The organism is Mesorhizobium sp. WSM4983, assembly GCF_029625765.1.
Lineage (GTDB): Bacteria > Pseudomonadota > Alphaproteobacteria > Rhizobiales > Rhizobiaceae > Mesorhizobium.
Genome location: NZ_JARTVM010000007.1, coordinates 42,078 through 67,405, shown reverse-complemented (window position 1 = coordinate 67,405; position 25,328 = coordinate 42,078). Strand labels below are relative to the sequence as shown.

The 25,328-nt window shown below is 63.9% G+C and carries 24 protein-coding genes; 18 read left to right on the top strand and 6 right to left on the bottom strand.

The features are described 5' to 3' along the window. The first annotated feature begins 16 nt into the window (after window positions 1–16). From P9254_RS19500 to P9254_RS19415, 18 genes are all read left to right on the top strand, one after another. Window positions 17–1,591 carry a phytoene desaturase family protein gene (locus P9254_RS19500; RefSeq protein WP_278057251.1) on the top strand — a complete coding sequence of 525 codons (1,575 nt, stop codon included), beginning with the start codon at window positions 17–19 and terminating at the stop codon, window positions 1,589–1,591. 108 nt (window positions 1,592–1,699) lie between these two features. Continuing rightward, a complete protein-coding gene (locus P9254_RS19495) occupies window positions 1,700–3,226 on the top strand; it encodes an ABC transporter substrate-binding protein (RefSeq protein ID WP_067324433.1) in 1,527 nt (508 codons plus the stop codon). Window positions 3,227–3,325: 99 nt separating this feature from the next. Continuing rightward, on the top strand, window positions 3,326–4,333 hold the full coding sequence (locus P9254_RS19490) for an ABC transporter permease (protein WP_127241716.1): 1,008 nt from the start codon (window positions 3,326–3,328) through the stop codon (window positions 4,331–4,333). Further along, the gene (locus P9254_RS19485; protein ID WP_127241715.1) at window positions 4,326–5,174 is read left to right on the top strand and encodes an ABC transporter permease; all 849 of its coding nucleotides are present in this window, start codon (window positions 4,326–4,328) and stop codon (window positions 5,172–5,174) included. The genes P9254_RS19490 and P9254_RS19485 overlap by 8 nt, the downstream gene beginning before the upstream one ends. An 8-nt stretch (window positions 5,175–5,182) precedes the next feature. Beyond that, entirely contained in the window at window positions 5,183–6,061 is an 879-nt protein-coding gene (locus P9254_RS19480) for an ABC transporter ATP-binding protein (protein ID WP_442920334.1), read from the top strand. Then, entirely contained in the window at window positions 6,054–6,884 is an 831-nt protein-coding gene (locus tag P9254_RS19475; protein WP_278057249.1) for an ATP-binding cassette domain-containing protein, read from the top strand. The genes P9254_RS19480 and P9254_RS19475 overlap by 8 nt, the downstream gene beginning before the upstream one ends. An 82-nt stretch (window positions 6,885–6,966) precedes the next feature. Beyond that, window positions 6,967–7,566, top strand: a complete 600-nt coding sequence (locus P9254_RS19470) for a VOC family protein (protein ID WP_245460783.1) — start codon at window positions 6,967–6,969, stop codon at window positions 7,564–7,566. A gap of 187 nt (window positions 7,567–7,753) precedes the next feature. Next, window positions 7,754–10,048 (top strand): bifunctional salicylyl-CoA 5-hydroxylase/oxidoreductase, encoded by a 2,295-nt coding sequence (locus P9254_RS19465; RefSeq protein ID WP_278057248.1) that lies wholly within the window; start codon window positions 7,754–7,756, stop codon window positions 10,046–10,048. A 169-nt stretch (window positions 10,049–10,217) separates the two neighbouring features. Continuing rightward, complete coding sequence (locus P9254_RS19460; RefSeq protein ID WP_127247593.1) at window positions 10,218–10,976, top strand: SDR family NAD(P)-dependent oxidoreductase; 759 nt, start codon at window positions 10,218–10,220, stop codon at window positions 10,974–10,976. After that, window positions 10,970–11,434 carry a MarR family winged helix-turn-helix transcriptional regulator gene (locus tag P9254_RS19455; protein ID WP_067324419.1) on the top strand — a complete coding sequence of 155 codons (465 nt, stop codon included), beginning with the start codon at window positions 10,970–10,972 and terminating at the stop codon, window positions 11,432–11,434. Before P9254_RS19460 ends, P9254_RS19455 begins: the two co-directional genes overlap by 7 nt. Continuing rightward, window positions 11,431–12,243 carry an enoyl-CoA hydratase family protein gene (locus tag P9254_RS19450; RefSeq protein ID WP_067324417.1) on the top strand — a complete coding sequence of 271 codons (813 nt, stop codon included), beginning with the start codon at window positions 11,431–11,433 and terminating at the stop codon, window positions 12,241–12,243. The genes P9254_RS19455 and P9254_RS19450 overlap by 4 nt, the downstream gene beginning before the upstream one ends. A 231-nt stretch (window positions 12,244–12,474) precedes the next feature. Next, complete coding sequence (locus P9254_RS19445; RefSeq protein WP_067324415.1) at window positions 12,475–13,623, top strand: acyl-CoA dehydrogenase family protein; 1,149 nt, start codon at window positions 12,475–12,477, stop codon at window positions 13,621–13,623. Window positions 13,624–13,665: 42 nt separating this feature from the next. Continuing rightward, window positions 13,666–14,061 (top strand): RidA family protein, encoded by a 396-nt coding sequence (locus P9254_RS19440; protein WP_067324413.1) that lies wholly within the window; start codon window positions 13,666–13,668, stop codon window positions 14,059–14,061. 226 nt (window positions 14,062–14,287) lie between these two features. Continuing rightward, window positions 14,288–15,016 (top strand): GntR family transcriptional regulator, encoded by a 729-nt coding sequence (locus P9254_RS19435; RefSeq protein ID WP_278057247.1) that lies wholly within the window; start codon window positions 14,288–14,290, stop codon window positions 15,014–15,016. A 155-nt stretch (window positions 15,017–15,171) separates the two neighbouring features. After that, a complete protein-coding gene (locus tag P9254_RS19430) occupies window positions 15,172–16,311 on the top strand; it encodes an aminotransferase class V-fold PLP-dependent enzyme (protein ID WP_278057246.1) in 1,140 nt (379 codons plus the stop codon). Between the two features lie 84 nt (window positions 16,312–16,395). Next, window positions 16,396–17,181: an ABC transporter substrate-binding protein gene (locus tag P9254_RS19425; protein WP_067003647.1), complete on the top strand. Its 786-nt coding sequence runs from the start codon at window positions 16,396–16,398 to the stop codon at window positions 17,179–17,181. A 108-nt stretch (window positions 17,182–17,289) separates the two neighbouring features. Further along, on the top strand, window positions 17,290–17,964 hold the full coding sequence (locus P9254_RS19420; protein WP_278057245.1) for an amino acid ABC transporter permease: 675 nt from the start codon (window positions 17,290–17,292) through the stop codon (window positions 17,962–17,964). Between the two features lie 39 nt (window positions 17,965–18,003). Further along, complete coding sequence (locus P9254_RS19415) at window positions 18,004–19,284, top strand: cysteine desulfurase-like protein (RefSeq protein ID WP_278057244.1); 1,281 nt, start codon at window positions 18,004–18,006, stop codon at window positions 19,282–19,284. 23 nt (window positions 19,285–19,307) lie between these two features. Here the strand turns inward: P9254_RS19415 and P9254_RS19410 are convergent, their stop codons facing one another. From P9254_RS19410 to P9254_RS28985, 6 genes are all read right to left on the bottom strand, one after another. Continuing rightward, the gene (locus P9254_RS19410; RefSeq protein ID WP_095799476.1) at window positions 19,308–20,132 is read right to left on the bottom strand and encodes a dipeptide ABC transporter ATP-binding protein; all 825 of its coding nucleotides are present in this window, start codon (window positions 20,130–20,132) and stop codon (window positions 19,308–19,310) included. 13 nt (window positions 20,133–20,145) lie between these two features. Beyond that, window positions 20,146–20,997 carry an ABC transporter ATP-binding protein gene (locus tag P9254_RS19405; protein ID WP_278057243.1) on the bottom strand — a complete coding sequence of 284 codons (852 nt, stop codon included), beginning with the start codon at window positions 20,995–20,997 and terminating at the stop codon, window positions 20,146–20,148. Further along, window positions 20,997–21,908, bottom strand: coding sequence for an ABC transporter permease subunit (locus tag P9254_RS19400; protein WP_095799279.1), 912 nt, complete (start codon window positions 21,906–21,908; stop codon window positions 20,997–20,999). Before P9254_RS19400 ends, P9254_RS19405 begins: the two co-directional genes overlap by 1 nt. Then, a complete protein-coding gene (locus tag P9254_RS19395) occupies window positions 21,908–22,915 on the bottom strand; it encodes an ABC transporter permease subunit (RefSeq protein ID WP_067003640.1) in 1,008 nt (335 codons plus the stop codon). Before P9254_RS19395 ends, P9254_RS19400 begins: the two co-directional genes overlap by 1 nt. 50 nt (window positions 22,916–22,965) lie before the next feature. Further along, a complete protein-coding gene (locus P9254_RS19390) occupies window positions 22,966–24,564 on the bottom strand; it encodes an ABC transporter substrate-binding protein (protein WP_067003638.1) in 1,599 nt (532 codons plus the stop codon). Window positions 24,565–24,730: 166 nt separating this feature from the next. Continuing rightward, window positions 24,731–25,324 carry a hypothetical protein gene (locus tag P9254_RS28985; protein ID WP_336619657.1) on the bottom strand — a complete coding sequence of 198 codons (594 nt, stop codon included), beginning with the start codon at window positions 25,322–25,324 and terminating at the stop codon, window positions 24,731–24,733. Window positions 25,325–25,328: the final 4 nt, after the last annotated feature.

The following is a 25,328-nucleotide window of genomic DNA, read 5'->3' as shown; positions in this document are numbered from 1 at the left end:
CATTTTGGGGCAGGGCGTGAGCGAGTTCGACGCCATCTTTGTCGGGGCGGGCCACAACAGTCTGGCCTGCGCCGCGCATCTGTCGCTCAAAGGCTGGAAAACCGCAGTTTTCGAGCGCAACACAACTATCGGCGGCGCGGTCCGGACCGCGGAATACACGCTTCCCGGTTTCAGGCACGACTTCGGCGCGATGAACCTGAGCCTGTTCGCTGGCTCTCCCTTCCATCGGAAATATGCAAATGAATTGAAAAGCCACGGGCTGGAATTTTCGCCCGTCGCCGACTGTTTCGCCAGCGCTTTCCCGGATGGAAGATGGTTTGGCGTCAGCAACGATCTCGAGAAGACGACATCGCGGCTCGGCACCTTCTCCGCGGCCGATGCCGCTACATGGCGCCGGCTGGTCGAGGCCTTTCCAGGCGAGGCGGAGCATCTGTTCCCGCTGCTCGGATCGCCGATGAGCCCGCGTGCGCTTGCCGGCACGGCCTGGAATCTTTGGCGCAAGAAAGGCATTGGCGGTGCGCTCGATACCGGCCGCTTGTTGCTGTCTTCACCCCGCGCGTGGCTCGAGGACAATTTCGAGACGCCGCATGTGCAAACCACGCTCGCGGCCTGGGGCATGCATCTCGACTTCGCCCCAGACATCGCTGGCGGCGCCGTGTTCCCCTATCTGGAATCAATGGCCAACCAGAGTTTTGGCATGGTGCTCGGCAAGGGCGGCGCCGACACCATCATCCGCGCGCTTGTCGGCATGGTCAAAGCGGCCGGCGGCAAGATCATGGGCGGCGCGGAGGTGGCGGAGATCACCGTCGCCGGCGGCCGCGCGACCGGCGTGCGGCTCGCCTCCGGCGATTTCCATGTCGCCAGCAAGGCCGTCATTGCCGGCGTCGCGCCCAAGGCGCTGACTGGCAAGCTGTTGCCGAACGGATCCGGCGATGCCGGGTTCGACGCGGCGATGAAAAAGTTCCGCCATGCGCCGGGCACGATGATGATCCATTTGGCACTGGACGATCTGCCGGACTGGAGCGCCGGCGCCGAGCTTCGCCACTTCGCCTATGTGCATCTGGCGCCGTCGCTCGATGCCATGTCGCGCACCTATCAGCAGGCGATTTCCGGCGTGTTGCCCGATCAGCCGGTGCTCGTCGTAGGACAGCCGACCGCCGTCGATCCCTCGCGGGCGCCAGAAGGCAAGCACGTGCTCTGGGTCCAGGTGCGCATGCTGCCGGCGGAAATCCTTGGCGATGCCGCCGGCAAGATCGCGCCCGGTTCCTGGGACGCGGTCAAGGACGCCTATTCCGAGCGCGTGCTCGACATCATCGAGAGCTATGCGCCTGGTTTGCGCCAGAAGATCCTCGGCCGCGCGATCTTCTCGCCGCTCGACCTCGAGCGCGAGAATCCGAACCTCGTCGGCGGCGACCAGATCTGCGGCAGCCACCATTTGGCGCAGAATTTTCTCTTCCGTCCGGCGCGCGGCTTCGCGCGCTGGAACACGCCGGTGTCGAACCTCTACCTCACCGGCGCCGCGACATGGCCCGGCGCCGGCACCGGTGCCGGATCCGGCTTCATGCTGGCGCAACAGCTGGGAGGGCACTAGCAGCAGAATTCCAGGATGGACAAGGCGCGGTTGCCCACCAGACCTTCCAAATGAACAACGCCGCGCGGACAATGAGTCAAAAACCGACAACCAACAAGGGGAACGACCATGACCATCAACAGACGCGATTTGCTTGGGTTTGGCGCAGCAGCGCTTGGCGCGGCGACACTCGGACTGCCGAAGGCAGCCAAGGCGGCGGACGAGCTCACCATCGCCTACAACGTGAACCTGCCATCCTGGGACCCGACGACCGGGCCTTCGGCGGTGAACCCGACCATCCAAGGCCTCTACCAGTCGGTGTTCGACCAGTTCATCCCGCAGAAGCCGGACCTTTCCTTCACACCCGGCCTGCTCACCGAATGGGGTTGGAACGACGATCGCAGCAAGGTGACGATGACGGTCCGCGACGGCGTGAAATGGCATGACGGCTCGCCCTTCACCGCCGAGGACGTTGTCTGGTCGCTGCAGCGGGCGGGCGACGAGAAGACCGGCAATCCGATCCAGTTCGTCTGGAAGAACGTCAACAACTTCAAGATCGACGGCAACAAGATCACCGCCGACGTCGTGCAGTTCGATCCGGTCTATTTCAAATGGATGTCTTTCCTGACCGGCTACATCATGCCGAAGGCCTATTACGAGAAGGTAGGCGCAGAAGGCTTCGAGAAGGCGCCGATCGGCACCGGGCCCTATATGGTCGACAAATTCGAGCGCAACGCCTTCCTGCGGCTGAAGGCAAATCCGAATTACTGGGGTGCCAAGCCAGCCTTCGAGAACGTGACGATCAAGTTCGTCACCGACGCGGCAAGCCGCGTCGCCGAGGTCGAGTCCGGCTCCTCGCAGGTGACGCTCGAAATCCCCTATGAAGAATATGACCGGCTGATCGCCAAGGACGGACTCGCCGGCTCGATCAAGAATGTCTCCGACATCGGCATGATCTTCTTCAACGACATCGAGGCGATGCTCGACAAGAACGTCCGCCAAGCGGCTGTGATGGCGGTGGACAAGGAGCTCTTGGTCAAGCGGCTGCTGCGCGGCTACGGCCAGCCGATCGCCACGCTGGAGACGCCGGAATACACGGCCTTCGACGCGTCGATCAAAGTCGAGCACAATCCGGAAAAGGCCAAGGAACTGCTCGCCGCTTCAGGGTATTCGCCCAAGAAGCCGGTCAAGTTCACCATCCAAACGACCAAGGGCTTCAAGCCCAAGGATTATGAGATGATCCAGGCGATCGTCGGCATGTGGCGCAAGGTCGGCATCGAGGCCAATATCGAGGTCTACGAGATCGCCAAGCATTACGAGCTGCGGGCCGCCGACAAGCTGGCGCCGGCCGCCTTCTACAACTGGGGGAATGCGATCGGCGATCCGACCACCTCGACCGGCTTTGCCATGTATGGACCTAGCCCGCATTCGGTGTGGGACAGCCAGGACCTGATCGACATGATCAATCCGCTGTGGGGCGAGAAGGACGAGGCCAAGCGCATCGCCGGCTGGAAGGCCGTCGACAAATACATCGCCGAGCAGGCCTATGTGCTGCCGCTGATGCAGTATGCTCAGCCGATCGTGCACTCGAAGAAGGTCAATGTCGTGCAGCATGTATCGGGCGCGCTGCTGCCGGCGCTGATGACCCCGGCCTGATGACATCTGAGAAGCTGCGCTGGCGCAGCGCACCTTCTCCAACGACGCAGGCCCCCTCATCCGGCCGGTGAGGGGCCGAATGCATTAGGCTCAGCGAGCATGCTGCTGCAGAGATTTCTTGTTCGTCTGATGACGATGCTGGTCACACTGTTCGGCGTCGCCGTCGTCGTCTTCGTCGTCATCCGCGTGGCGCCCGGCGACCCGATCGCGATGATGCTGCCACCCGGCGCCAGCAATGACGACATAGCGCGTCTGCGCGCGCTCTATGGGCTGGACAAGAGTATTGCGCAGCAGTTCTTCATCTGGCTCGCCGGCGTGCTGCATGGCGATTTCGGCACTTCGATCTCGCTGCGCCAGGATGTGCTCGGCCTCGTCTTCAACCGGCTGCCGGCGACGTTGGAATTGGCCACCGTCGCGCTCTTGATGGCGGTGGCGATCGGCGTCTCCGCTGCGATCCTCGGTGCGCGTTCGCGTGGCACGGCCGTCGAAGCCGGCATCGACATCGCCAGCGGCGCGACGCTCTCCATCCCCGATTTCCTGTGGGGCCTGGTGCTGATCCTGCTGTTCGGCGTGCTCATCCCGGTGTTCGACATTTCCGGTCGAGTGTCACCGCAACTCGACCTGCCCTTCGTCACCCAGTTCTATCTCGCCGAGAGCATTCTCAGGCTCCGCTTCGACCTCACCCGGGACCTGCTCAAGCACATGCTGATGCCGGCGATCGCGCTGGCGTTGCCGCTGGCGGCGATCATCGCGCAACTCCTGAAACAGTCGCTGAAGGAAGTGCTCGACCTCGACTATGTCGTGCTCGCGCGGGTCAAAGGCTTTTCCGAAACGCAGGTTATCCTGCGCGAGGCGTTGAAGAACGCGGCGCTGCCAACGCTGACGCTGGTGGGCGTGCAGTTCACCTTCCTGATCGGCGGCACGGTCATCGTCGAGCGGCTGTTCTCCTATGAGGGTCTCGGCAATATGGCGATCGATGCCGTCATCAACCGCGACCTGCCGCTGATCCAGGGCATCGTGCTGGTCTTCGCGCTGCTCTTCGTGCTGATCAACCTTGCCGTCGACATGATGTATGCGCTGCTCAATCCGAGGCTGCGTCATGGATGAGGCGCGCATTTCGCGACGGCGCTTCAGCCCGCGGCTATGGCTGGCCGGCGGCTGGCTTCTGCTGGCGCTGCTTGCGGCCATCTTGGCGCCGCTGATCGTACCGCAAGATCCGCTGGCGCAGGACCTGATGCTCGAGCGTCTGCCGCCCTTCTGGCTCGATGGCGCCGAGCCCGGCTATTGGCTGGGCACCGACAGCCTCGGCAGGGATCTCCTGTCACGGCTGATCTTCGGCGGCCGCATCGCCTTCATCGTCGCCTTCGCCGCGGCGGCGTCCGCCTGCATCATCGGCTCGGCGCTCGGGCTCATTGCCGGCTATTTCGGCGGTTGGGCCGACCGCGTCATCTCGCGCATCGTCGATGTCTGGATGGCGTTCCCGCCGGTGCTGTTCGCGATCCTCCTGGTCGCGGTGCTGGGCACCGGCTTGAGCTCCGTCATCATCGCCATCGCCGTCATCGACTGGACGCGCTTCTGCCGCGTGATCCGCGCCGAGGCGATGGGTCAGGCGCGCATGGACTATGTCGAGAGCGCGCGCATCGCCGGCTATGGCCGCATCGGCATCATGCTGCGCGAAGTCCTGCCCAATGTGCTGCCGTCGGTGGTGGCGCTCTTGTCGCTTGAGATGGGCATCGCCGTCATCGTCGAGGCAATCCTCTCCTTCGTCAATCTGTCGATCTCGAGCGACGATCCGACCTGGGGCGGCATCATCGCCGAGGGCCGGCTGTCGATCCACCAGGCCTGGTGGGTGCTGGTGTTCCCGCTGATCACATTGATCCTCACCGTGCTGTCCTTCAGCCAGTTCGGCGAAGGATTGAAGGCGCGATTCGATCCGGTGCTGCGATGAGCGCCAAGATGGAACCATGCCTCGAAATCCGCTCCTTGAGCGCCGTGCTGTCCAACGGCCAGCGCGTGCTGCGCTCGGTGTCGCTCACCGTGCAGCCGGGCGAAGTCCGCGCGCTGGTCGGCGAGAGCGGCGCCGGCAAGACGATGATCGGCAAGGCGGTGCTCGGCGTGCTGCCGAAGAGCGTGCGCATCGTCGAGGGCGAGATGCTGATCGAGGGCGAGGATCTCGGCCGCCTCGATGCGAAGGCGCGGCGGACGCTGATCGGCGCGCATACCGCGCTGATCCCACAGGACCCGCTCACCGCGCTCAACCCGTCGCGCCGCATCGGCCCGCAGATGACCGACCGGCTGGTGCGCATCCTCGGCTGGAGCGGCGAGAAGGCAGACAAGCGTATCCGGCAGTTGCTCGACGAGGTGCAGATCCGCGAGCCCGAACGTGTTCTGAAATGCTATCCGCACGAGCTCTCCGGCGGCATGCGCCAGCGCGTGCTGATCGCGGCCGCCTTCGCCGCCGAGCCCAGGCTGATGGTCGCCGACGAGCCGACGACGGCGCTGGACGTGACCGTGCAGAAGCAGATCCTGCGCCTCATCGCGCAATTGCAGCGCAACCACGGCACGGCGCTTCTGTTCGTCACGCACGATCTCGGTGTCGTCGCCAAGATCAGCCAGAAAGTGTCGGTGCTCTATGCCGGCAAGGTGGTCGAAGAAGCCGCGACCCCCGACCTGTTCGCATCGCCGCAGCACCCCTACACGCGGGCGCTGATCGCGGCGACGCCGCGCTATACCGATCCCTACGCATCGCTGAAGCCGGTGAACGAAACCGTGCTGGCCGGGCTCGCGGACGAGATCGCGGGCGCCGACAGGGCGTGGAGGCCAAGCCATGGCTGAGCCGCTGTTTTCCGTCCGCGGGCTGAAGGTGGCGCTGCCCGACATGACGCGCAAGCCGCTGATCGGCCGGGCGCCACTGGCCGAGATCCTCAAAGGACTGGACTTCGACCTGCGCAAGGGATCGGTGACCGGCATCGTCGGCGAATCCGGTTCCGGCAAGTCGACGCTCGGCCGCGCGCTGGTGCGGCTGATCGAGCCGAGCGCCGGCTCGATCAGCTTCGAAGGGCGAGACATCGGCCATCTTTCGGAAGCGGAGCTCAGACCACTGCGTCGCGACCTGCAGATGATCTTCCAGGACCCGATGTCCTCGCTCAACCCGCGGCACACCATCTTCAACATCATCGCGGCACCCTTGAGGCAGAATGGGCTTGGCGACCGGCTGAAGGAGCGCGTGGCGGAAGCCCTGCAGCGCGTCGGCCTGCCGCAGAGTTTTGTCGGCCGTTACCGCCACGAGCTGTCCGGCGGGCAACGCCAGCGCGTCGGCATCGCACGGGCGCTGGCGCTGTCGCCGAAATTCGTTTTGGCCGACGAGATCGTCTCGGGCCTCGACGTCTCGACGCAGGCACAGATCCTGACGCTGCTGGAAAAGCTCGCGGCCGAGATGGGGCTGACGGTCGCCTTCATCAGCCATGATCTGTCGGTGATCCGGCGGCTCTGCCGGCAAGTCATCGTCATGCGCGAGGGAAGGATCGTCGAAGCCAGCGCAACCGACGTGCTCTTCGACAATCCGAAGGAGACTTACACGCGCGACCTGCTCGCTGCCATCCCGCTGCCTGAGATCGATGCGGACTGGCTGCAGCCGCCTGCAAAGGCACCGGCATGAGAAAGGCAAACCTTGTCCGCACACCGAACAGCGGGCCTCGGATGTGCATGGGAGCAAAGTCAGCCCGCCAAAGGAGGGTGACATGAAATACGCAAGAAGCGGCGCAATGCTCGGCGCAATCCTGTTCGGCTCAATGGGAACGGCTTCGGCCGACTCGATCCCCGGCATGCGCGGCCACGACCATACCGGCGTCACCGTGCCCGACATGAAGCAGGCCGTCGACTTCTTCACCAATGTGGTCGGTTGCAAGAAGGCGATGTCCTTCGGCCCGTTCGCCGACGACAAGGGCACCTTCATGCAGGACCTGCTCGGCGTCGATCCAAAAGCGGTAATCGAGGAGATCACCCTGGTGCGCTGCGGCTATGGATCGAACATCGAATTGTTCAAATACACCGCGCCCGACCAGAAGGACCTGACGCCGAAGAACAGCGACATCGGCGGCTTCCATATCGCCTTCTATGTCGACGATGTCGCCGCCGCGAAGGCCTATCTCGACGCCAAGGGCGTGAAGACCAGGATGGGTCCTCTGCCGGTCAAAGAAGGACCGGCCGCCGGCCAAACCATCCTCTATTTCCAGGCGCCCTGGGGACTGCAGCTGGAAGCGATCAGCTATCCCGACGGCATGGCTTACGAGAAAGGCGCCGAGACTGTGCTGTGGAGTCCCAAAGATCCAGCCAAGTGAGCTGATCGCGCCGCAATTGTTCAATTATGAAACTTTAAGCTTGAAATAATTGCTGGCAGGCGCGATACTGATGTTGGAACCGCCGGCCCCTCGGCGGTCCCTGATGCCCATTGAGCGTTTGACGCAATTCCGGACGGGAAACCGCTACGCACTTTTCCTGGAATTGCTCTAGAGGAGATCGCAAGACATGAAGGTTGCGGTTCTCGGCGGCGGACCGGCCGGCCTCTATTTTGCCATTTCGCTGAAGCTGCGCGACGCCGCGCATGACGTGACGGTCTACGAGCGCAACCGCCCCGACGATACGTTCGGCTGGGGTGTGGTGCTGTCGGCCGAAACGCTGGAGAACCTGACCAGGAACGACCCTGTCAGCGCGGTCTGGATCAGGAAGCATTTTGCCTACTGGGACGACATCGCCGTCATTCATGACGGCGTGCGCACGGTGTCGACCGGCCACGGCTTCTGCGGCATCGGCCGCAAGCGGCTTTTAATTCTGCTCCAGCGCAGAGCGCGCGAGCTCGGCATCAAGATGATGTTCGAGACCGAGATTTCCGATCCTAAGCCGTACATGGAAACGCACGACCTTATCGTTGCGGCCGACGGATTGAACTCGAAGTCGCGCGCCACCTTCGCCAACGTCTTCAAGCCCGACATCGACACGCGCAAATGCAAGTTCGTGTGGCTCGGCACCACGCAGAAATTCGACGACGCGTTCACCTTCATCTTCGAAAAGACTGAGCACGGCTGGGTGTGGGCGCATGCCTACCAGTTCGACAGCGAGACCGCGACCTTCATCGTCGAATGCAGCGAACAGACCTGGGCTGCCTTCGGTTTCGGCGCGATGACGCAGCAGGAATCGATCGCGGTCTGCGAGCGCATTTTCGAAAAGCATCTGGGCGGCCATCCGCTGATGACCAATGCCAACCACATCAGAGGTTCGGCCTGGATCAACTTCCCGCGCGTGCTTTGCGAGCGCTGGTCTTACAAGAATCTGGCGCTGATGGGCGACGCGGCGGCATCGGCGCATTTCTCGATCGGCTCCGGCACGAAGCTGGCCCTGGAGAGCGCCGTCGCGCTCGCCGACTATGTCGAGTCCGAGTCCGACCTCGAAGCGGCCTTCCGCAAATACGAAGATGCTCGCCGCACCGAGGTGCTGAAACTGCAATCGGCGGCGCGCAACTCGCTCGAATGGTTCGAGGAAGTCGAACGTTATCTCGGGTTGGATCCAGTTCAATTCAACTATTCGCTGCTCACCCGCTCGCAGCGCATCAGCCACGAGAACCTTCGTCTGCGCGATGCCGAATGGCTGGCGGGCGCGGAGGAATGGTTCCAGCGCAAGGCCGGCGCCGGCGGCAACATGCTGCGCCGCGCGCCGATGTTCGCGCCATTCAGACTGCGCGAGATGGCGCTCACGAACCGCATCGTCGTCTCGCCGATGGCCCAGTACAAGGCGGTCGACGGCTGCCCGACCGACTGGCATTTCGCCCACTATGCCGAGCGCGCCAAGGGCGGGGCCGGGCTCGTTTATATCGAGATGACTTGCGTCAGCCCGGAGGGACGCATCACCCCTGGCTGCACCGGCTTCTACCAGCCCGAGCATGAGGTCGCCTGGAAGCGGCTGGTCGATTTCGTCCACGCCGAGACCGAAGCCAAGATCTGCGCCCAGATCGGCCATTCAGGCCCGAAGGGCTCGACCCGCCTCGGCTGGGAAGGAACGGACGAGCCGCTGCCGTCCGGCAACTGGCCGGTGATGGCGCCTTCAGCCGTGCCGTGGTCGCCGCAGAATCAGGTGCCGAAGGCGATGAACCGCGCCGACATGGACCTTGTGCGCGACCAGTTCGTCGCCTCGGCGGAGATGGCCGAGCGCTGCGGCTTCGACATGCTGGAGATCCATGCCGCGCATGGCTATCTGCTCTCCGCCTTCATCACGCCGCTGACCAACAGGCGCACCGACGACTATGGCGGCTCGCTGGAGAACCGCATGCGCTATCCGCTGGAGATCTTCCACGCGGTGCGCGCCGTGTGGCCGGCCGAAAAGCCTATCTCGGTGCGCATCTCGGCCAATGACTGGGTGGGCATCGAAGGCGTCACGCCGGCCGATGCGGTCGAGATCGCCAAGCTTCTGCATCAAACCGGCGTCGATCTCTGCGACGTCTCGGCCGGCCAGACCACGATCGCCGCGAAGCCGGTCTATGGCCGCATGTTCCAGACGCCGTTCTCCGACCGCATCCGCAACGAGGTCGGCATGGCGACGATGGCGGTCGGCAACATCTACGAGCCGGACCACGCCAACTCGATCCTGATGGCAGGACGCGCCGATCTGGTGGCGCTGGCCCGGCCGCATCTCAGCGATCCCTATTGGACTCTGCATGCGGCCGTCACCCTCGGCGACCGCGGCGTCAAATGGCCGGATCCTTATCTGCGCGGACGCGACCAGATCTACCGGCTGGCCGAACGCGAAGCGGCGGCAGGGCTGAAGGTATGAGCGCATTTATGTTTTCACGTCGGCGCCGCCCCTCATCCGCCTGCCGGCACCTTCTCCCCGTGAAGGACGGGGAGAAGGCACAAGCTCAAACGCTGGCGGCCCGCTCTCCCCGTCCTTCACGGGGAGAGGGTAAGGATGAGGCGCAGCGCCTTGCCTGGAGGACTGGCGCATGATTGCCGGCAAGCATGCGCTGGTCACCGGCGGCGGCTCCGGCGTCGGCCGTGCGATCGCACTGTCGCTGGCGGAAGCCGGCGTCGCCGTCACCATCTGTGGCCGCCGCAAGGCCGCGCTGAATGAAGTCGCGAAGGCAAACGACCGCATCTTCGGCATCGGCGCCGATGTCACCGACGAAGCCGACATGACGGCGCTGTACGAGAAGGCCGAGGCGGCGCGCGGTCCCTTCGAGATCGTCGTCGCCAATGCCGGGATGGCTGTCAGTGCGCCGGCGCACAAGACCTCGCTCGCCGACTGGCAGCGCTCGCTCGACGTCAACCTCACCGGCGCCTTCCTGGCGGTGCAGCCGGCGCTTGGCGGCATGCTGGCGCGGAAGACAGGCCGTATCGTTTTCATTGCCTCGACCGCCGGACTGAAGGGCTACGCGTATGTCGCGCCCTACGTAGCGGCCAAGCATGGCGTCGTCGGGCTGATGCGGGCGCTCGCAGCCGAGACCGCCAAGTCCGGCATCACCGTCAACGCCATCTGCCCGGGCTTCGTCGAAACCGACATGCTGGAGGAATCCATCCAGCGCATCGTCGAGAAGACCGGCCGTTCCGCCGATGAGGCACGCGCGAGCCTTTCGGCTGCGAACCCGCAGGCGCGTTTCATCCAGCCGGAAGAGGTCGCCGCGGCGGTGCTCTGGCTCTGCGGCGATGCGGCGCGGTCGATCACAGGACAGGCGATCTCGGTCTCGGGAGGCGAGACATGGTAGCGGGACCGACGTCTATCGGGCCGGGCAAGGACAGGCTGCGGCTGTGGATCCGCCTGCTGCGTGCTTCGCGCACGATCGAGGCCGAGCTGCGCGAGCGGCTGAAGAAGGAGTTCGACACCACGCTGCCGCGCTTCGACGTCATGGCGGCGCTCTACCGCTCGCCGGAGGGCATGCTGATGAGCGACCTGTCGCGATTCCTGCTGGTGTCGAACGGCAATATCACCGGCATCGTCGACCGGCTGGTCTCCGAAGGGCTGGTGACGCGCGCGCGCCGCAACGGCGACCGCCGCACCTCGATGGTGCGGCTGACCGAAGAAGGTTCGAAGTCTTTCGCGGCAATCGCCGCGGCGCATGAGAACTGGGTCGGCGAGCTCCTCGGCACTGTCAGCGAGGACGAAGCGCGCCGGCTGACCGGCATGCTGAAATCGTTCCGCAGCAATTGGGAGGGACGCGAATGAGCGCCATGGCCAAGCTCAAGCCGAAGCACTTCCTCTGGGAGGTGGAAGGCAGGGTCGCGAAGGTCCGGCTCGACCGGCCGGAGCGCAAGAACCCGCTGACCTTCGACAGTTATGCGGAGCTGCGCGACACTTTTCGCGATCTCGCTTACGCCGATGATGTCGATGCCGTGGCGTTCCTGCCCAACGGCGGCAATTTCTGCTCGGGCGGCGATGTCCACGACATCATCGGACCCCTGGTCAAGATGGACATGAAGGCGCTGCTCTCCTTCACGCGCATGACCGGCGACTTCGTCAAGGCCATGCTGAATTGCGGCAAGCCGATCATCGCGGCGGTGGATGGCGTCGCCGTCGGCGCCGGCGCGATCATCGCCATGGCCTCCGACATCCGCATCGCGACGCCGGAAGCAAAGACCGCCTTCCTGTTTACCCGCGTCGGCCTCGCCGGGTGCGACATGGGCGCCTGCGCGATCTTGCCCCGCATCATCGGCCAGGGCCGCGCCGCCGAGCTGCTTTATACCGGCCGCACCATGAGCGCGGCCGAAGGCGAGCGTTGGGGCTTCTACAATCGGCTGGTCGATGCAGCGGCGCTCGAGGCCGACGCGCTCGAGATGGCAGCGCGGATCGTCTCCGGCCCGACCTTCGCGCATTGCATCACCAAGACGCAGTTGAACCAGGAATGGTCGATGGGTCTCGACCAGGCGATCGAGGCGGAAGCGCAGGCACAGGCGATCTGCATGCAGACCGGCGATTTCGAGCGCGCCTACAAGGCGTTCGTGGCCAAGGAAAAGCCGGTGTTCGAGGGGAAATGAGGATGGCTCTTTTAACGGAGACGTTTGCGGGACAGCGCCCCCCTCTGTCCTGCCGGACATCTCCCCCACAAGGGGGGAGATCAGCTGTCGTCTCTGCCTTCGCCAATCGCCAAGGTCGCAAGAATGAGCGGGGCGCCAAAACTGCCAATCTCCCCCTTTGTGGGGGAGATGTCCGGCAGGACAGAGGGGGGCGCCATAGAGCAGAGGCCTTGAAGAGTAGCGGAGGCACCGATGCCTGACCGTTCCTTCCTTAACTGGCCCTTCTTTGAAAGCCGCCATCGCGAACTTGCCGAAAATCTCGACGCCTGGTGCGCCAAGAACCTGCCCGTCGATCACCACGATGTCGACGCGGCCTGCCGCAATCTCGTCTCCATGCTCGGCCGCGACGGCTGGCTGAAGCCGACGGCGCTCGATCCCGACAAGCCGGAGCCGCTCGACGTGCGCACGCTCTGCATCACCCGCGAGACGCTGGCGCGCCATGACGGGCTCGCCGACTTCGCCTTCGCCATGCAGGGCCTTGGCACCGGCGCGATCTCGCTGTTCGGCACACCGGAGCAGCAGCGCTGGCTGGAAAAGACGCGGGCGGGCCAGGCGATCGCAGCCTTTGCGCTGTCGGAGCCGCGGTCGGGATCGGATGTCGCCAACATGGAGATGGCGGCTGTCCGCGACGGCGACTTCTATGTGCTTTCGGGCGAGAAGACCTGGATCTCCAATGGCGGCATTGCCGACGTATACATTGTTTTCGCCCGCACCGGCGAGGCGCCCGGCGCCAAGGGAATTTCCGCTTTGATCGTGCCTGCGGACACCAAAAGCGTTGGCATCGCCGAACGATTGGAAGTTATCGCCCCGCATCCACTCGCGCGGCTCTCCTTCGACAATGTGCGCGTTCCGGCTTCCGCCCTGATCGGCAAACCCGGCGACGGTTTTCGGATCGCCATGTCGGTGCTCGACGTCTTCCGCTCGACGGTGGGTGCCGCGGCGCTCGGCTTTGCTCGAAGAGCGTTGGACGAAAGCATCAAAAGGGTGTCCGAGCGAAAACTGTTCGGCGCGCCGATGGCCGAACTGCAGATGGTGCAGGGCCACATCGCCGACATGGCGCTGGATGTCGACGCCGCCGCCCTGCTCGTCTATCGCGCCGCCTGGACCAAGGATATGGGCGCCGCCCGCGTCACTCGCGAGGCGGCAATGGCCAAGCTGTTCTCCACGGACAAGGCGCAGGAAGTGATCGACAAGGCGGTGCAACTGCATGGCGGCGACGGCGTGCGCAAGGGCCACATCGTCGAGAGCCTCTATCGCGAGATACGCGCGCTGCGCATCTATGAGGGCGCTTCCGACGTGCAGAAAGTGGTGATCGCCAGGCAAGTGATGGGAGCGGCGTGAGATCATGCTTGCGGACCGCATTTCACTTAAGGGAGGCTAGACATGCACACGATCCTGCAGCCGGAAGGCTGGGCCAAACCGATCGGCTATGCCAACGGCGTTGCCGCGCGTGGCCGGCTGGTCTTCATCGGCGGCCAGGTCGGCTGGAATGCCGAGTGCCGGTTCGAGACCGACGATTTCGTCGATCAGGTGCGCCAGACCCTCACCAATGTCGTCGCCGTTCTCGCCGAGGCCGGCGGGGAGCCGCAGCACATCACCTCGATGACCTGGTATTTTACCGACAAGGCCGAGTACCTCGCCAACCTCAAAGGGATCGGCGAAGTCTACCGCGCCGTCATCGGCCGGCATTTTCCGGCGATGGCCGCCATGCAGGTGGTGGCGCTGGTCGAGGACCGGGCGAAGGTGGAGATACAGGCAATCGCAATTATTCCGGAGTGAGTCGGAGGCGCTACTGGCTTCTATTTCGCAATGGCCTGAAGCGGCGAAGGCGGCTACTCCAACTCGGCGCGCTCGAGGGATCGTGTCTGCCTTCCGTGCGTCAGCATTGCCGTGACAGTACGGCAAGGGCCGCTTGGCTGCCGCCACAATCTGTGATCAGATGATCATACCCGCGTCGGGCGGATATTCGCACATAAACTTTGCCGGCACCAAGGAAAGCAAAAGCGTGGCTCTGGGCTTCGAACCAGTATCGGGACGCATTACTGTCCAGGACGGCGTCTACCAGCAACTTCGCCATGCCCTGATGGTCGGCAGCTTCGATCCCGGGCAGGTGCTGACCATCGCCTCGCTGGCGGAGGCTTTCGGCACCTCAAACATGCCGGTGCGCGAGGCGTTGCGGCGGCTGGCGGCGGAGAACGCGCTGGAAATCTCGCAGAACGGCTCAGCCTGCGTGCCGGTGGTGACGCGGGCGCGGCTCGACGACCTCTGCCGGGCCCGCCTCGCCGTCGAGGGGCTGGCCGCCGAGCTTGGCGCGCCGCGCCTGACCGCAGCCGAGATCGGCTTGCTGCAAAGGGTTACTGACGACCAGCGGGCGATCGGCCGCGACGGCAGCATCTACGAGCTGATCGCCAAGAACCAGCAGTTCCACTTCACCATATACCGCGCCTGCGGCTCCGATGTGCTGTTTCAGCTGATCGAGACGCTGTGGCTGCGCTTCGGTCCGTACATGCGGCTGTTGTCCAACCATGTCGCGCCGCTGATGCGCGCCGGCACCATGGAGCCTTCGGGCCGGCACGTCGCGATCATAGCGGCCATCAAGGACAAGGATTTCACCCGCGCGCGCGACGAGGTGGTGGCCGATATCACGGCGACGCAAGCGACATTGCGGGCGATCTGTCCTGACGTGCCGGAGCCCAGACCGGTCGATTTTGCAGCTTTCGGAAGGGCGCCTTGATAGGCGGCCGCCGCAGAGTGGCTTTGAAGCCGCCTGGGCCAAGCTCCTGGACCAAGAGAACAGCCGGATTGTGAGGCGCTGACCCGCATTTCTTCAGCCGCGGCGCATTGATCCCTGTCCGTATTTGTGATCACATGATCACAGGGAGGCAGCGAATGTCCGGCTATTTTCTCTATCATTCGATCGGCACCTTCCCCGGCAAGGCCGAGCGAATGGCCGCCTCGCTGACGGATTTCTCCAACATCTGGTCGGCGGAAGACGACGGTCAGTGGCCTGCCGCGCTTGCGGCGCGGCAACGCTTCATCGATGCCTGGAGGCGGCTGATCGAGGCGCCGCAAGGCACGCTGACCACGGCCGAGAATGTCACCGCCGCGCTCTATAGCCTGATCGGTGGCTTGCCGACGGAGCGGCTGGCGGGAAAGCGGCTGCTGGTCGCCGCCGACTGTTTTCCTAGCCTGCATTTCCTGCTGGCGGGCTTGGGAGAGCGTTTCGGCTTCACCCTCGACACCGTCCCATTGCGGCCTGGCGAGACCTGGGTTCGCGACCAGGATTTCATCGACCGCTGGCAGGCGGATGTCGGGCTCGCGCTCATTACCTTCGTCACCTCGACGGCCTCGCACCGCTGCGATGTCGGCCGCCTCGCCGCGCATGGCCGCGCCGTGGGCAGCATAGTCGGCGTTGATGTCACACAAGGCATCGGCGTGGCGCCGTTTTCGGTTGCCGCGACGCCGGTCGATTTCGTCGTCTCGACTTCGCTCAAATGGCTGTGTGGATCCTCCGGCGCCGGCATTTTGCAGGTCGCGCCTGACCTTCTGGCGTCCTGCCGGCCGGAGTTGCGGGGCTGGTTCAGTCAGCCGAACCCGTTCTCCTGGGACCTCGACGCTTTCACTTACGCCGACGATGCGCGCCGCTTCGATCATGGCACGCCGGCGATCCTGGCAAGCGTCGCCTCGCTGCCCGGGCTGGAGTGGGTGGAACAGACCGGCATCGACATCATCCGCGCGCAGAATGCCGGGCTCGTCGAGCGTATCATCGGCGCCGCGCTGGAGAATGGCTGGGAGATCCGCTCGCCGCTCGATGCCAGTGAACGTGGCGGCAGCGTGATGCTCGGCCTGCCGCAAGGTACCGAGCCGGCGAAGATCATAGCTGCGCTTCGCGACGAGCGGCTTTACTGCGATGCGCGCGGCACGACGCTGCGGCTGTCTCCCGGCATGGTCACCACAGAGACGGCGGTCGACGCGCTGATCGCGCAACTCACGAAGCATATCGGTTCGCGGCGACGCCGCGCGTCGTGAAATTCAGGTACCGCCTCGCCTGCGGCGCCCGGGAGTTTGGCGCCGGAAAGGGGCGGATCAGGAACCGAACCAGAGGGAAGCAAGATGTTGAAACGTCTAGGACTGATTGGGATGGCCGTCGCTGCCGGCCTCGCCTTTGCGGCGCCCGCCTTCGCCGACAAGATCATGGTGGGCGCCTATCCGGCCAACCCGCCATGGGAATACAAGACCGATTCCGGTGCCTTCGAGGGGTTTGAGATCGACGTCGCCAATGATGTCGCCAAGCGCATCGGCGCAGAGGTCGAGTTCCAGGACCTCGGCTTCCAGGCGCTGTTCGCAGCGACCGCTTCGGGCCGCATCGACTTTGCCGTGTCCTCGATCTCGGTCACCAAGGAGCGGCTGCAGAACCAGGGCTTCACGCAAGCCTATTACGACAGCGACGGTACCATCGTCGGCAAGGCGGATTCCGCCATCAAATCGCTCGACGATCTGAAGGGCAAGACCATCGGGGTCATCGCCGGCTCGACAGGCGAAGCCTACATGAAGGAGAACGCCGCCAAGCTCGGCGTTGCAGAGACGAAGAGCTACAACGCCCAGCAGGACCTTCTGCTCGACGTGCAGAACGGCCGCATCGACGGCGGCGCGGGCGAGCTCGCCGGCTTCCTGTTCGCCATCAAGCAGATGCCAGCGCTAAAGATCCTGGTGCGCATCCCGACCGGCGAGCGCTTCGCCATGATGACCAAGAAGGGCCATCCGCTGCTTGAAAAAGTCAACGACGCCATCAGCGAAATGAAGAAGGATGGCACCATGGCCGCGATCCACAAGAAGTGGTTCGGCGTCGATCCGGAAGCCGGCACCAGCACGGTGACGCCTGGCCCGATCCCGCAATAAGCCGGCTAATCAGAAATTCCGACGAGAGCGGCAGCAAGAGTTGGCGCTCTCGCTTCGACCATTTGGGTCTCGCCCAACACGGCGAACCTTGTCTCACGGTGAGCGCCGATGGAACTGATCGACACCTTCTTCAACTGGGGCATCCTGGTCCGATCGTTTCCGATCCTGATCCGCGGTCTTGGCAACACCATTCTGCTCGGCTGCGCGGCGATCATCTTCGGCACGATGGGCGGGCTGGCGATCTGCCTGGTGCGGCTCTACGCGCCGAAGCCGCTCAGGCGGCTGGCGACGCTCTATATCGACATGTTCCGCGCGCTTCCGATCCTGGTGGTGCTGATCCTGATCTACTACGCCCTGCCCTTCATCGGCATCCGCCTGTCGTCCTTCGTCTCGGCAGCACTTGCGCTGTCACTGGTGTTGGCGGCCTTCACGGCGGAAGTCTGCCGCGCCGGCATCGAGAACATTCCGAAGGGCCAGTTCGAGGCGGCGTCGGCGCTCGGCCTGCCCTTTTGGGTCGCCATGCGCAAGGTGATCCTGCCGCAAGCGATCCGCGTCGTCATTCCGCCGCTCACCAGCAACTGCGTCTCGGTGTTCAAGGACACCGCGCTCGCCTCGGTGGTGGCGATGCCGGACCTCTTGAAGCAGGCGACCGACGCGCAGGCGCTGATGGCCAATCCGACGCCGCTGATCGGCGCGGCGATCATCTATCTCGCCTTCCTGTGGCCGCTGGTGCGGCTGGTCGGCTACCTCGAAGAGCGCGGCAAAGCTCGGTCCGCGCACTGATCCCCTTAGAATGACCTCGATTAGCTGAAGGAGACTCCCGTGAACCAGCACCATGTTTCGAAGGCGCAGGAGAGCGCCGCTTCGTTCCCGGTCGAGAAGATCCGCGCCATGTTCCCGGCGCTCCGGCAGGCCGGCGACTTCATCTTCATGGACAACGCCGCCGGTGCGCAGATCCCGCAAAGCGTGCTCGACGCGGTGACCAGCCATCTGGTGGCGCACAACGTGCAGCGCGGCGGCCGCTACGGCCGCAGCGTCACCGTCGACCAGTCCGTCGCCGAAGCGCGTGAGAGTGTGGCGCTCCTGATCAACGCCTACAGCCCGTCCGAAATCTGCTTCGGCATGAACGCCACCTCGTTCATCCGCCTTGTCAGCCTCGGCATCGGCCAGATGCTTTCGGAACGCGACGAGATCGTCGTCACCGACATGGACCATGACGCCAACATCGCCACGTGGTTGGCGCTGGAGCAGGCCGGCGCCAGGTTCAAATGGTGGCGCATGCGCGAGGACGGCAATCTGCATGTCGACGACCTCAAGCCGCTGATGTCGGACCGCACCCGGCTCGTCGCCTGCACGGTAACCGCGCACTCGATCGGCTCGATTGTCGATGTCGCTTCGGTCGCCAAGATCGCGCATGCGGCAGGCGCGGAAGTGTTCCTCGACTGCGTGCACTACGGGCCGCACGGGCTGATCGACGTGCAGGCCTGGGACTGCGACTATCTCGTCTGCTCAGGCTACAAGAATTTCTCGCCGCATATGGGTTTTCTCTGGGGCCGCTTCGAAACGTTGAAGCGGCTGCCGACCTTCCGCGAGGACTTCATCCCGGATGAGCCGCCCTACAAGGTCGAGGCCGGCACCTTCATCTACGAGAATGTCTCCGGCATGGACGCAGCGGTGCGCTACCTGGAGTCGATCGGCCGCAATTTCTTGGCCGAGAACAACCGCTCGCGCCGCGACAACATCGCCGCCGGCATGAACGCCATTCGCGACTACGAGCTGACGCTGGCGCGCGAGATGATGAAGGTGCTGAAGGCCTGCGGCGCGACAATTTACGGCGTCGCCGACGAGGCGTGTATCCATGAGCGCGTGCCGACCTTCTGCTTCAACATCGGCACACTGTCGCCGCAAAGGATCGTCGAGGAGATGGCGGCCTTGCAGATCGGCATCCGCGACGGCCATATGTACGCGCCGCGGCTGATGAAGCGGCTGAACCTGTCGATGGACAGCGGCGCGATCCGCGCCTCGCTGGTGCACTACAACACGGTCGAGGAAGTGCACCGTTTCGGCGAAGCGCTGCGGGCAATCATTGCGAAACTGGCGTGACGCCCGGACGTCTGGTTCGAGCCTTACGCCGCCTTCTTCGCCAGCCTTGCCTTGATGCTTGCCACGTCGGCGCGCGGCGTCGCGGCGAAGAGCGTCTTGGTGTAGCTGTGCTTGGGGTCCGAGAAGACCTCGTCGCGCGAGCCGTATTCGACCGCCTCGCCGAAATACATCACCATGACGTCGTCGGCGATGTAGCGCACCACCGACAGATCGTGGCTGATGAAGACATAGGTCAGCTTGAACTCGTCCTGCAGGTCGGCGAGCAGGTTGAGCACCTGCGCCTGCACCGAAAGATCGAGCGCCGAGACCGGCTCGTCCAGCACCAGCAGGCTCGGGTTCAGCATCAGTGCGCGGGCAATGGCGATGCGCTGGCGCTGACCGCCGGAGAACATATGCGGATAGCGGTTGTAGTGCTCGGGGCCGAGGCCGACCTTCTTCAGCATGTTCATCGCCAGGTCGCGGCGTTCCTCGGCCGGCTTGTCGGTATTGATCAGCAGCGGCTCGCCGAGCACGTCGCCGATCTTTTGACGCGGGTTGAGCGACCCGTAGGGATTCTGAAAGACGATCTGCACCTTGCGGCGCATTTCCTTGGTCAATCCGTCCTTGGCGATGTCGACCTTGTTGCCGTCGATGAACAAATCGCCGGCGGTCGCGGGATCGATCAGCGTGATGATGCGGGCGAGCGTGGACTTGCCGCAGCCGCTTTCGCCGACGATGGCGAGCGTCTTGCCCTTATCGACGCTGAAGGAGACGCCCTTCACCGCATGCACCGTGCGCGCGGGGCGGAACAGGCCGCCGCCGACATGGTAGTCGCGTTTGATGTTCTTGCCTTCGACAACCTTGGTCATGCGCCGGCTCCGGTCATGCACTGGCTTCTGGGGGCGCCGGCTCGAACAGCATGTCTGAGACGGTCGGCAGCCGGTCGCCGACGGCGTTCTCCGGCAGCGCAGACAGCAGCGCGCGCGTATAGTTGCTCTTGGGGTTCTCGAACAGCGACAGCACGTCGGCCTCTTCCATCTTGCGGCCCTTGTATTGGACGATGACGCGATCGGCGGTCTCGGCGACCACGCCCATATTGTGGGTGATCATGATCAGCCCCATGCCGTATTTGGCCTGCAGCGACACAAGCAGATCGAGAATCTGCTTCTGGATGGTGACGTCGAGCGCGGTGGTCGGCTCGTCGGCGATCAGCAGCTTCGGATTGCAGGCAATGGCCATGGCGATCATGACGCGCTGGCATTGGCCGCCCGACATCTGGTGCGGGAAGGAGTTGAGCCGCTCGGCCGGCTCCGGAATGCCGACCTGCTTCAACAACTCGATGGCGCGCGCCCGGCGCTGTGCGCGATCCATGCCGAGATGGAAGCGCAGCACTTCCTCGATCTGAAAGCCGACGGTGAAGCAAGGGTTGAGACTGGCGATCGGCTCCTGGAAGATCATGGCAATGTCCTTGCCGATGATCTTGCGGCGCTCGGCCGGACCCATCTTGAGGAGATCGCGGCCGCCGAACGTCATGCGGTCGGCGATGACAGTGGCGGTCCAGGGCAGCAAGCCCATAACCGCCAGCATCGACACCGACTTGCCGGAGCCGGATTCGCCGACGATGGCGAGCACCTCGCGCTCGTCGACACGGAGCGAGACGCCGTCGACGGCGCGGAACGGGCCGGAGGCGGTCTGGAACTCGACGACGAGGTTCTGGATGTCGAGCAATGCCATCACGACCTCCTGAGCTTCGGATCGAGCGCGTCGCGCAGGCCGTCGCCGATCAGGTTGATGGCGAGCACCGTGATAAGTATGGCAAGGCCGGGGAAAGTCACCACCCACCAGGCGCGCAGGATGAATTCGCGCGCCGAGGCCAGCATGGTGCCCCATTCCGGTGTCGGCGGCTGAGCGCCGAGGCCAAGGAAGCCAAGCGCTGCGGCTTCCAGGATGGCGTTCGAGAAGGACAGCGTGCCCTGGACGATCAGCGGCGCCAGGCAGTTCGGCAGGATGGTCTTGAGCATCAGCCTCAGGTGCCCGGCGCCGGCGACCTTGGCAGCCACGACATATTCGCGGCTCTTCTCGGCCATCACGGCAGCGCGCACCAGGCGGGCGAAATGCGGCTGCAGGACGAGCGAGATCGCCAGCATCGCATTGAACAGGCCGGGCCCGAGAATGGTGACCAGCACCAGCGCCAGAAGTAGCGACGGGAAGGCCAGGATCAGGTCCATGACGCGCATGATCGCGACGTCGACCCAGCCGCGGAAATAGCCTGCCAGCAAGCCGAGCGTGATGCCGCCGACGAGGGCCAGCGTGACGACGACGGCGCCGATGAGCAGCGAGAAACGCGCGCCATAGAGCAGGCGCGAGAGGATGTCGCGGCCGACCGGATCGGTGCCGAGGATATATTGCGAGCTGCCGCCCGCCTGCCAGGCCGGCGGCCTGAGGAAGGCGGTCTTGTCCTGCACGTCAGGTGCATAGGGCGCGAGCAACGGCGCAAAGAGCGCCGCCAGCACCAGCAGGATGAAGACGACCAGGCCGATGACGGCGCCGCGGTTCACCGAGAAATAGTGCCAGAAGGTCTTGAAGCCGGTCAGCCGGTCCGGGCTGCCGGCGGCCATCGGGGCGATTTCGGTCGACTGGCTCATCACGCCGCCCTGATGCGCGGGTTGATGACGGCATAAAGCACGTCGACGATGAGGTTAACGGCCATGACGATGAGTGCGATCAAAAGCAGACCTGACTGCACGACGACATAGTCGCGCTTGAAGATGGAATCGACCATCCACTTGCCGATGCCCGGCCAGGCGAAGATGGTTTCGGTGAGGATAGCGCCGGCAAGCAGCGTGCCGACCTGCAGGCCGATCGTGGTGACGACCGGGATCAGGGCGTTGCGAAGTGCGTGCGCACCGATGACGCGGGCGGCGGAAAGGCCTTTGGCGCGGGCGGTGCGGACATAGTCTTCACCGAGCACCTCGAGCATGGCCGAACGGGTCTGGCGCGCGATCACCGCCAGCGGAATCGTGCCGAGCACGATCGCCGGGAGGATGAGATGGCTGAGCGCCGAGCGCAGCGCGTCCCATTTGCCGTAGAGGATGCTGTCGATGGTCATGAAACCGGTGATCGGCTTCAGGAAGAACTGCAGGCCCATGCGGCCCGACACCGGCGTCCAGCCGAGATAGCCGGAAAAGAAGATGATGAGCAGCAGGCCCCACCAGAAGATCGGCATGGAATAGCCGACCAGCGCGGTGCCCATCAACGACTGATCGAACCATGAGCCGCGTTTGACGGCCGCGAATATGCCGGCCGGGATGCCGATCGCCATGGCGAAGATCATGGCGAAGAAGGACAATTCCAGCGTCGCCGGAAAGAGCGTCTTGAACTCCTGGAGCACCGGGCGCTTGGAGGAAATCGAGACGCCGAAATCGCCGGTCGCGACCTCGCCGACATAGCGCGCATACTGCTCCCAGACCGGCAGATTGTAGCCGAACTGTTCCTTGAGCTCTTCGTAGCGGGCGGGGGTGACGCCATGCTCGCCGGCCATGGCCAGGATCGGATCGCCGGGCAGCAGCCGGACAAAGGCGAAGGCGCAGATGGTGATGCCGACGAGCGTCGGGATCAGAAGTGCGATTTTGTTGAGGAGATATCTGAGCATCGTGAAATGGAATGGGGCGGCGACAATTCGCGCCGCCCCGTTCGCAAATATTACTCGGCCTTGTCAACGCCGTCGAAGCGATGAATGCCGAGCGGGTCCATCTTGAAGCCGCTGACGTTGTTGCGAACAACGGCATAGACCTGGCTGTGAGCCAGCAGGAAGGCCGGCGCCTGCTTGGCGAAGATTTCCTGCGCCTGCTCATAGAGCTTGGTGCGCTCGCCCTGGTCGCTGGTCTTCTTGGCCTTCTGGATCAGGTCCTCGAAGTCCTTGTCGCACCAGCTGGAATAGTTCGAGACGCCGATGGCCGAGCACGCGAAGAGGGTGGCGAAGAAATTGTCCGGATCGCCATTGTCGCCGGTCCAGCCGATCTGGAAGGCGCCGGGACGCTCCTTCTTTTTGCCTTCCTCGCGATACTTGGTCCACTCGTAGTTGACGATCTCGGCCTTGACGCCGACCTTGGCCCAGTCGGCCTGGATCAGCTCAGCCGCGCGCTGGAAGTTCGGGTTGTAAGGACGAACGCGATCGGAAGCCCAGAGCTGGATTTCCTTCAGCCCGGCGTCGGCCAGCACCTTCTTGGCCGCTTCCGGATCATAGGAATCGAACTTCACATCCTTGTTCCACGACCACATGGTCGGCGGGATCAGGTTCTGCGCCGGCGTCGCGCCAGCGTCCTGGAACAGCGACTTGATCAGCGCTTCCCGGTCGATCGCCTGGTTGAGCGCGTGACGAACCTCCGGCTTGTCGAGCGGCGGGATCGTGGTGTTGTAGCTCATGTAGCCGATGTTGAGGCCGGCCTGATCCATCAGGGTCACGTCCTTGTTGGCCTTGATGGTGGCGATGTCGGCCGGGTTCGGATAGGGAGCGACATCGCATTCGCCGGCCAGCACCTTCTGGATGCGGGCGGTCGCGTCAGGCGTGATGGCGAAGACCAGATCGTCGATCTTTTCCTTGCCCTTGAAGTAGTCGGGGTTCGCCGCATAGCGGATGACCGAATCGAGCTGATAGTCGACGAACTGGAACGGCCCGGTGCCGATCGGCTTGGTCGAGAAGTCGGCCATCTTGCCTTCCTTCTCGAGCTGGTCGGCATATTCCTTCGACACGATCGAGGCGAAGTCCATGCCGAGATTGGCCAGCATCGGCGCGTTCGGCTCGGTCAGCGTCAGCTTGACGGTGAGGTCGTCGACCTTTTCCCACTTGGCGACGTATTTCGGCATGTCCATGCCGGTGTAGTAATCCCAGGTCAGGTTCGGCAGATACTTCTCGCCGTTCCACGGATTCTGCTTGTTGAACTGACGGTCGAACGAGAAGACGACGTCATCGGCGTTGAGGTCGCGGGTCGGCTTGAAATAGTCGGTGGTCTGGAACTTCACGCCAGGGTGCAGGTGGAAAGTATAGACCAGGCCGTCGTCGGAGATTTCCCATTTGTCGGCGAGGCCGGGCTCGATCTCGGTGCCGCCATGCTTGAACTCGACCAGGCGCGAATAGACCGTGCGCGACGAAGCGTCGAAGTCGTTGCCGCCCGTCGTCGTACCCGGATCGAAATTGGCCGGCGACGCTTCCGAGCAATAAACAAGCGTCTTTGCATTGGCCATCCCGCCGAGGACGCTTGCAGCCAGCAACGCGGCTGCAAAAGTCATTGTCTTTTTCATTGAGCACTCCCTGATGTTCTTCCAAGCCCCTCTATCAGGCTCGCGAAGCGCGCATATAAGCACCGTTTTTGGGGCTTTGGAACACCCCGTTTGCGTACCCCACGGTAAGCAGGAAAAGAATCCGCATTTTCCTCAAATAGCAGAAAAAATGAGCAGAATTTTTCGCTCACGCTAATGTTAACAACCGCATTTTTTTATTGATTGAGCCTCTGCCGAAATGGAACAAGAAGCTCCTGCCTGCGATCCCAAGTCCTCGTCGGGACACGCCTGCGGGAGGCGTCGAGGGACAGGATTTCGGCGGCAAATCTTTCCGCCGCTGCCGCTGGGGCAAGACTTGCACGGCCGCCGATAGAGGCAATACATAGACGCCAGGCCGGATTTCTTGGAATCCGCAATCGGCCGCAGCGGAGGAACGCTTCCGAAATCGGAAAGAGATGCGGCGCAGCAGCAAGACCAGGACACCAGGGAGGGATTTGGTGGCAAAAGCAGCAAAGACAACGCCCCCGGCGAAGGCAACAGCCAAGGCCGCGCCCGTCGATGCGGGCGCGGCCAAGGCTTCATCTTCCAAGACCGCTTCGCCAGCCAAAACGCCGTCACCTGCGAAGGCCCGCTCCAAGCCGAAGACCACTGTGAAACCGGCTGCCGCTGCAAAGAAGACGAACCCCAAATCCGCCGCCAAGGCTGCAACCGCAAAGACCGCCAGGCCTGCGGCCGCAAAGACGGCCTCGGGATCGGCCAGGCGGCTGCCCAAGGCGATCACGGAA

Bases quoted from the DNA above. Each gene is read 5' to 3' on its own strand.
- P9254_RS19495 (WP_067324433.1), top strand. From the start codon at position 1,700: ATGACCATCAACAGACGCGATTTGCTTGGGTTTGGCGCAGCAGCGCTT.
- P9254_RS19490 (WP_127241716.1), top strand. From the start codon at position 3,326: ATGCTGCTGCAGAGATTTCTTGTTCGTCTGATGACGATGCTGGTCACA.
- P9254_RS19485 (WP_127241715.1), top strand. From the start codon at position 4,326: ATGGATGAGGCGCGCATTTCGCGACGGCGCTTCAGCCCGCGGCTATGG.
- P9254_RS19480 (WP_442920334.1), top strand. From the start codon at position 5,183: ATGGAACCATGCCTCGAAATCCGCTCCTTGAGCGCCGTGCTGTCCAAC.
- P9254_RS19475 (WP_278057249.1), top strand. From the start codon at position 6,054: ATGGCTGAGCCGCTGTTTTCCGTCCGCGGGCTGAAGGTGGCGCTGCCC.
- P9254_RS19470 (WP_245460783.1), top strand. From the start codon at position 6,967: ATGAAATACGCAAGAAGCGGCGCAATGCTCGGCGCAATCCTGTTCGGC.
- P9254_RS19465 (WP_278057248.1), top strand. From the start codon at position 7,754: ATGAAGGTTGCGGTTCTCGGCGGCGGACCGGCCGGCCTCTATTTTGCC.
- P9254_RS19460 (WP_127247593.1), top strand. From the start codon at position 10,218: ATGATTGCCGGCAAGCATGCGCTGGTCACCGGCGGCGGCTCCGGCGTC.
- P9254_RS19455 (WP_067324419.1), top strand. From the start codon at position 10,970: ATGGTAGCGGGACCGACGTCTATCGGGCCGGGCAAGGACAGGCTGCGG.
- P9254_RS19450 (WP_067324417.1), top strand. From the start codon at position 11,431: ATGAGCGCCATGGCCAAGCTCAAGCCGAAGCACTTCCTCTGGGAGGTG.
- P9254_RS19445 (WP_067324415.1), top strand. From the start codon at position 12,475: ATGCCTGACCGTTCCTTCCTTAACTGGCCCTTCTTTGAAAGCCGCCAT.
- P9254_RS19440 (WP_067324413.1), top strand. From the start codon at position 13,666: ATGCACACGATCCTGCAGCCGGAAGGCTGGGCCAAACCGATCGGCTAT.
- P9254_RS19430 (WP_278057246.1), top strand. From the start codon at position 15,172: ATGTCCGGCTATTTTCTCTATCATTCGATCGGCACCTTCCCCGGCAAG.
- P9254_RS19425 (WP_067003647.1), top strand. From the start codon at position 16,396: ATGTTGAAACGTCTAGGACTGATTGGGATGGCCGTCGCTGCCGGCCTC.
- P9254_RS19420 (WP_278057245.1), top strand. From the start codon at position 17,290: ATGGAACTGATCGACACCTTCTTCAACTGGGGCATCCTGGTCCGATCG.
- P9254_RS19410 (WP_095799476.1), bottom strand. From the start codon at position 20,132: ATGACCAAGGTTGTCGAAGGCAAGAACATCAAACGCGACTACCATGTC.
- P9254_RS19405 (WP_278057243.1), bottom strand. From the start codon at position 20,997: ATGGCATTGCTCGACATCCAGAACCTCGTCGTCGAGTTCCAGACCGCC.
- P9254_RS19400 (WP_095799279.1), bottom strand. From the start codon at position 21,908: ATGAGCCAGTCGACCGAAATCGCCCCGATGGCCGCCGGCAGCCCGGAC.
- P9254_RS19395 (WP_067003640.1), bottom strand. From the start codon at position 22,915: ATGCTCAGATATCTCCTCAACAAAATCGCACTTCTGATCCCGACGCTC.
- P9254_RS19390 (WP_067003638.1), bottom strand. From the start codon at position 24,564: ATGAAAAAGACAATGACTTTTGCAGCCGCGTTGCTGGCTGCAAGCGTC.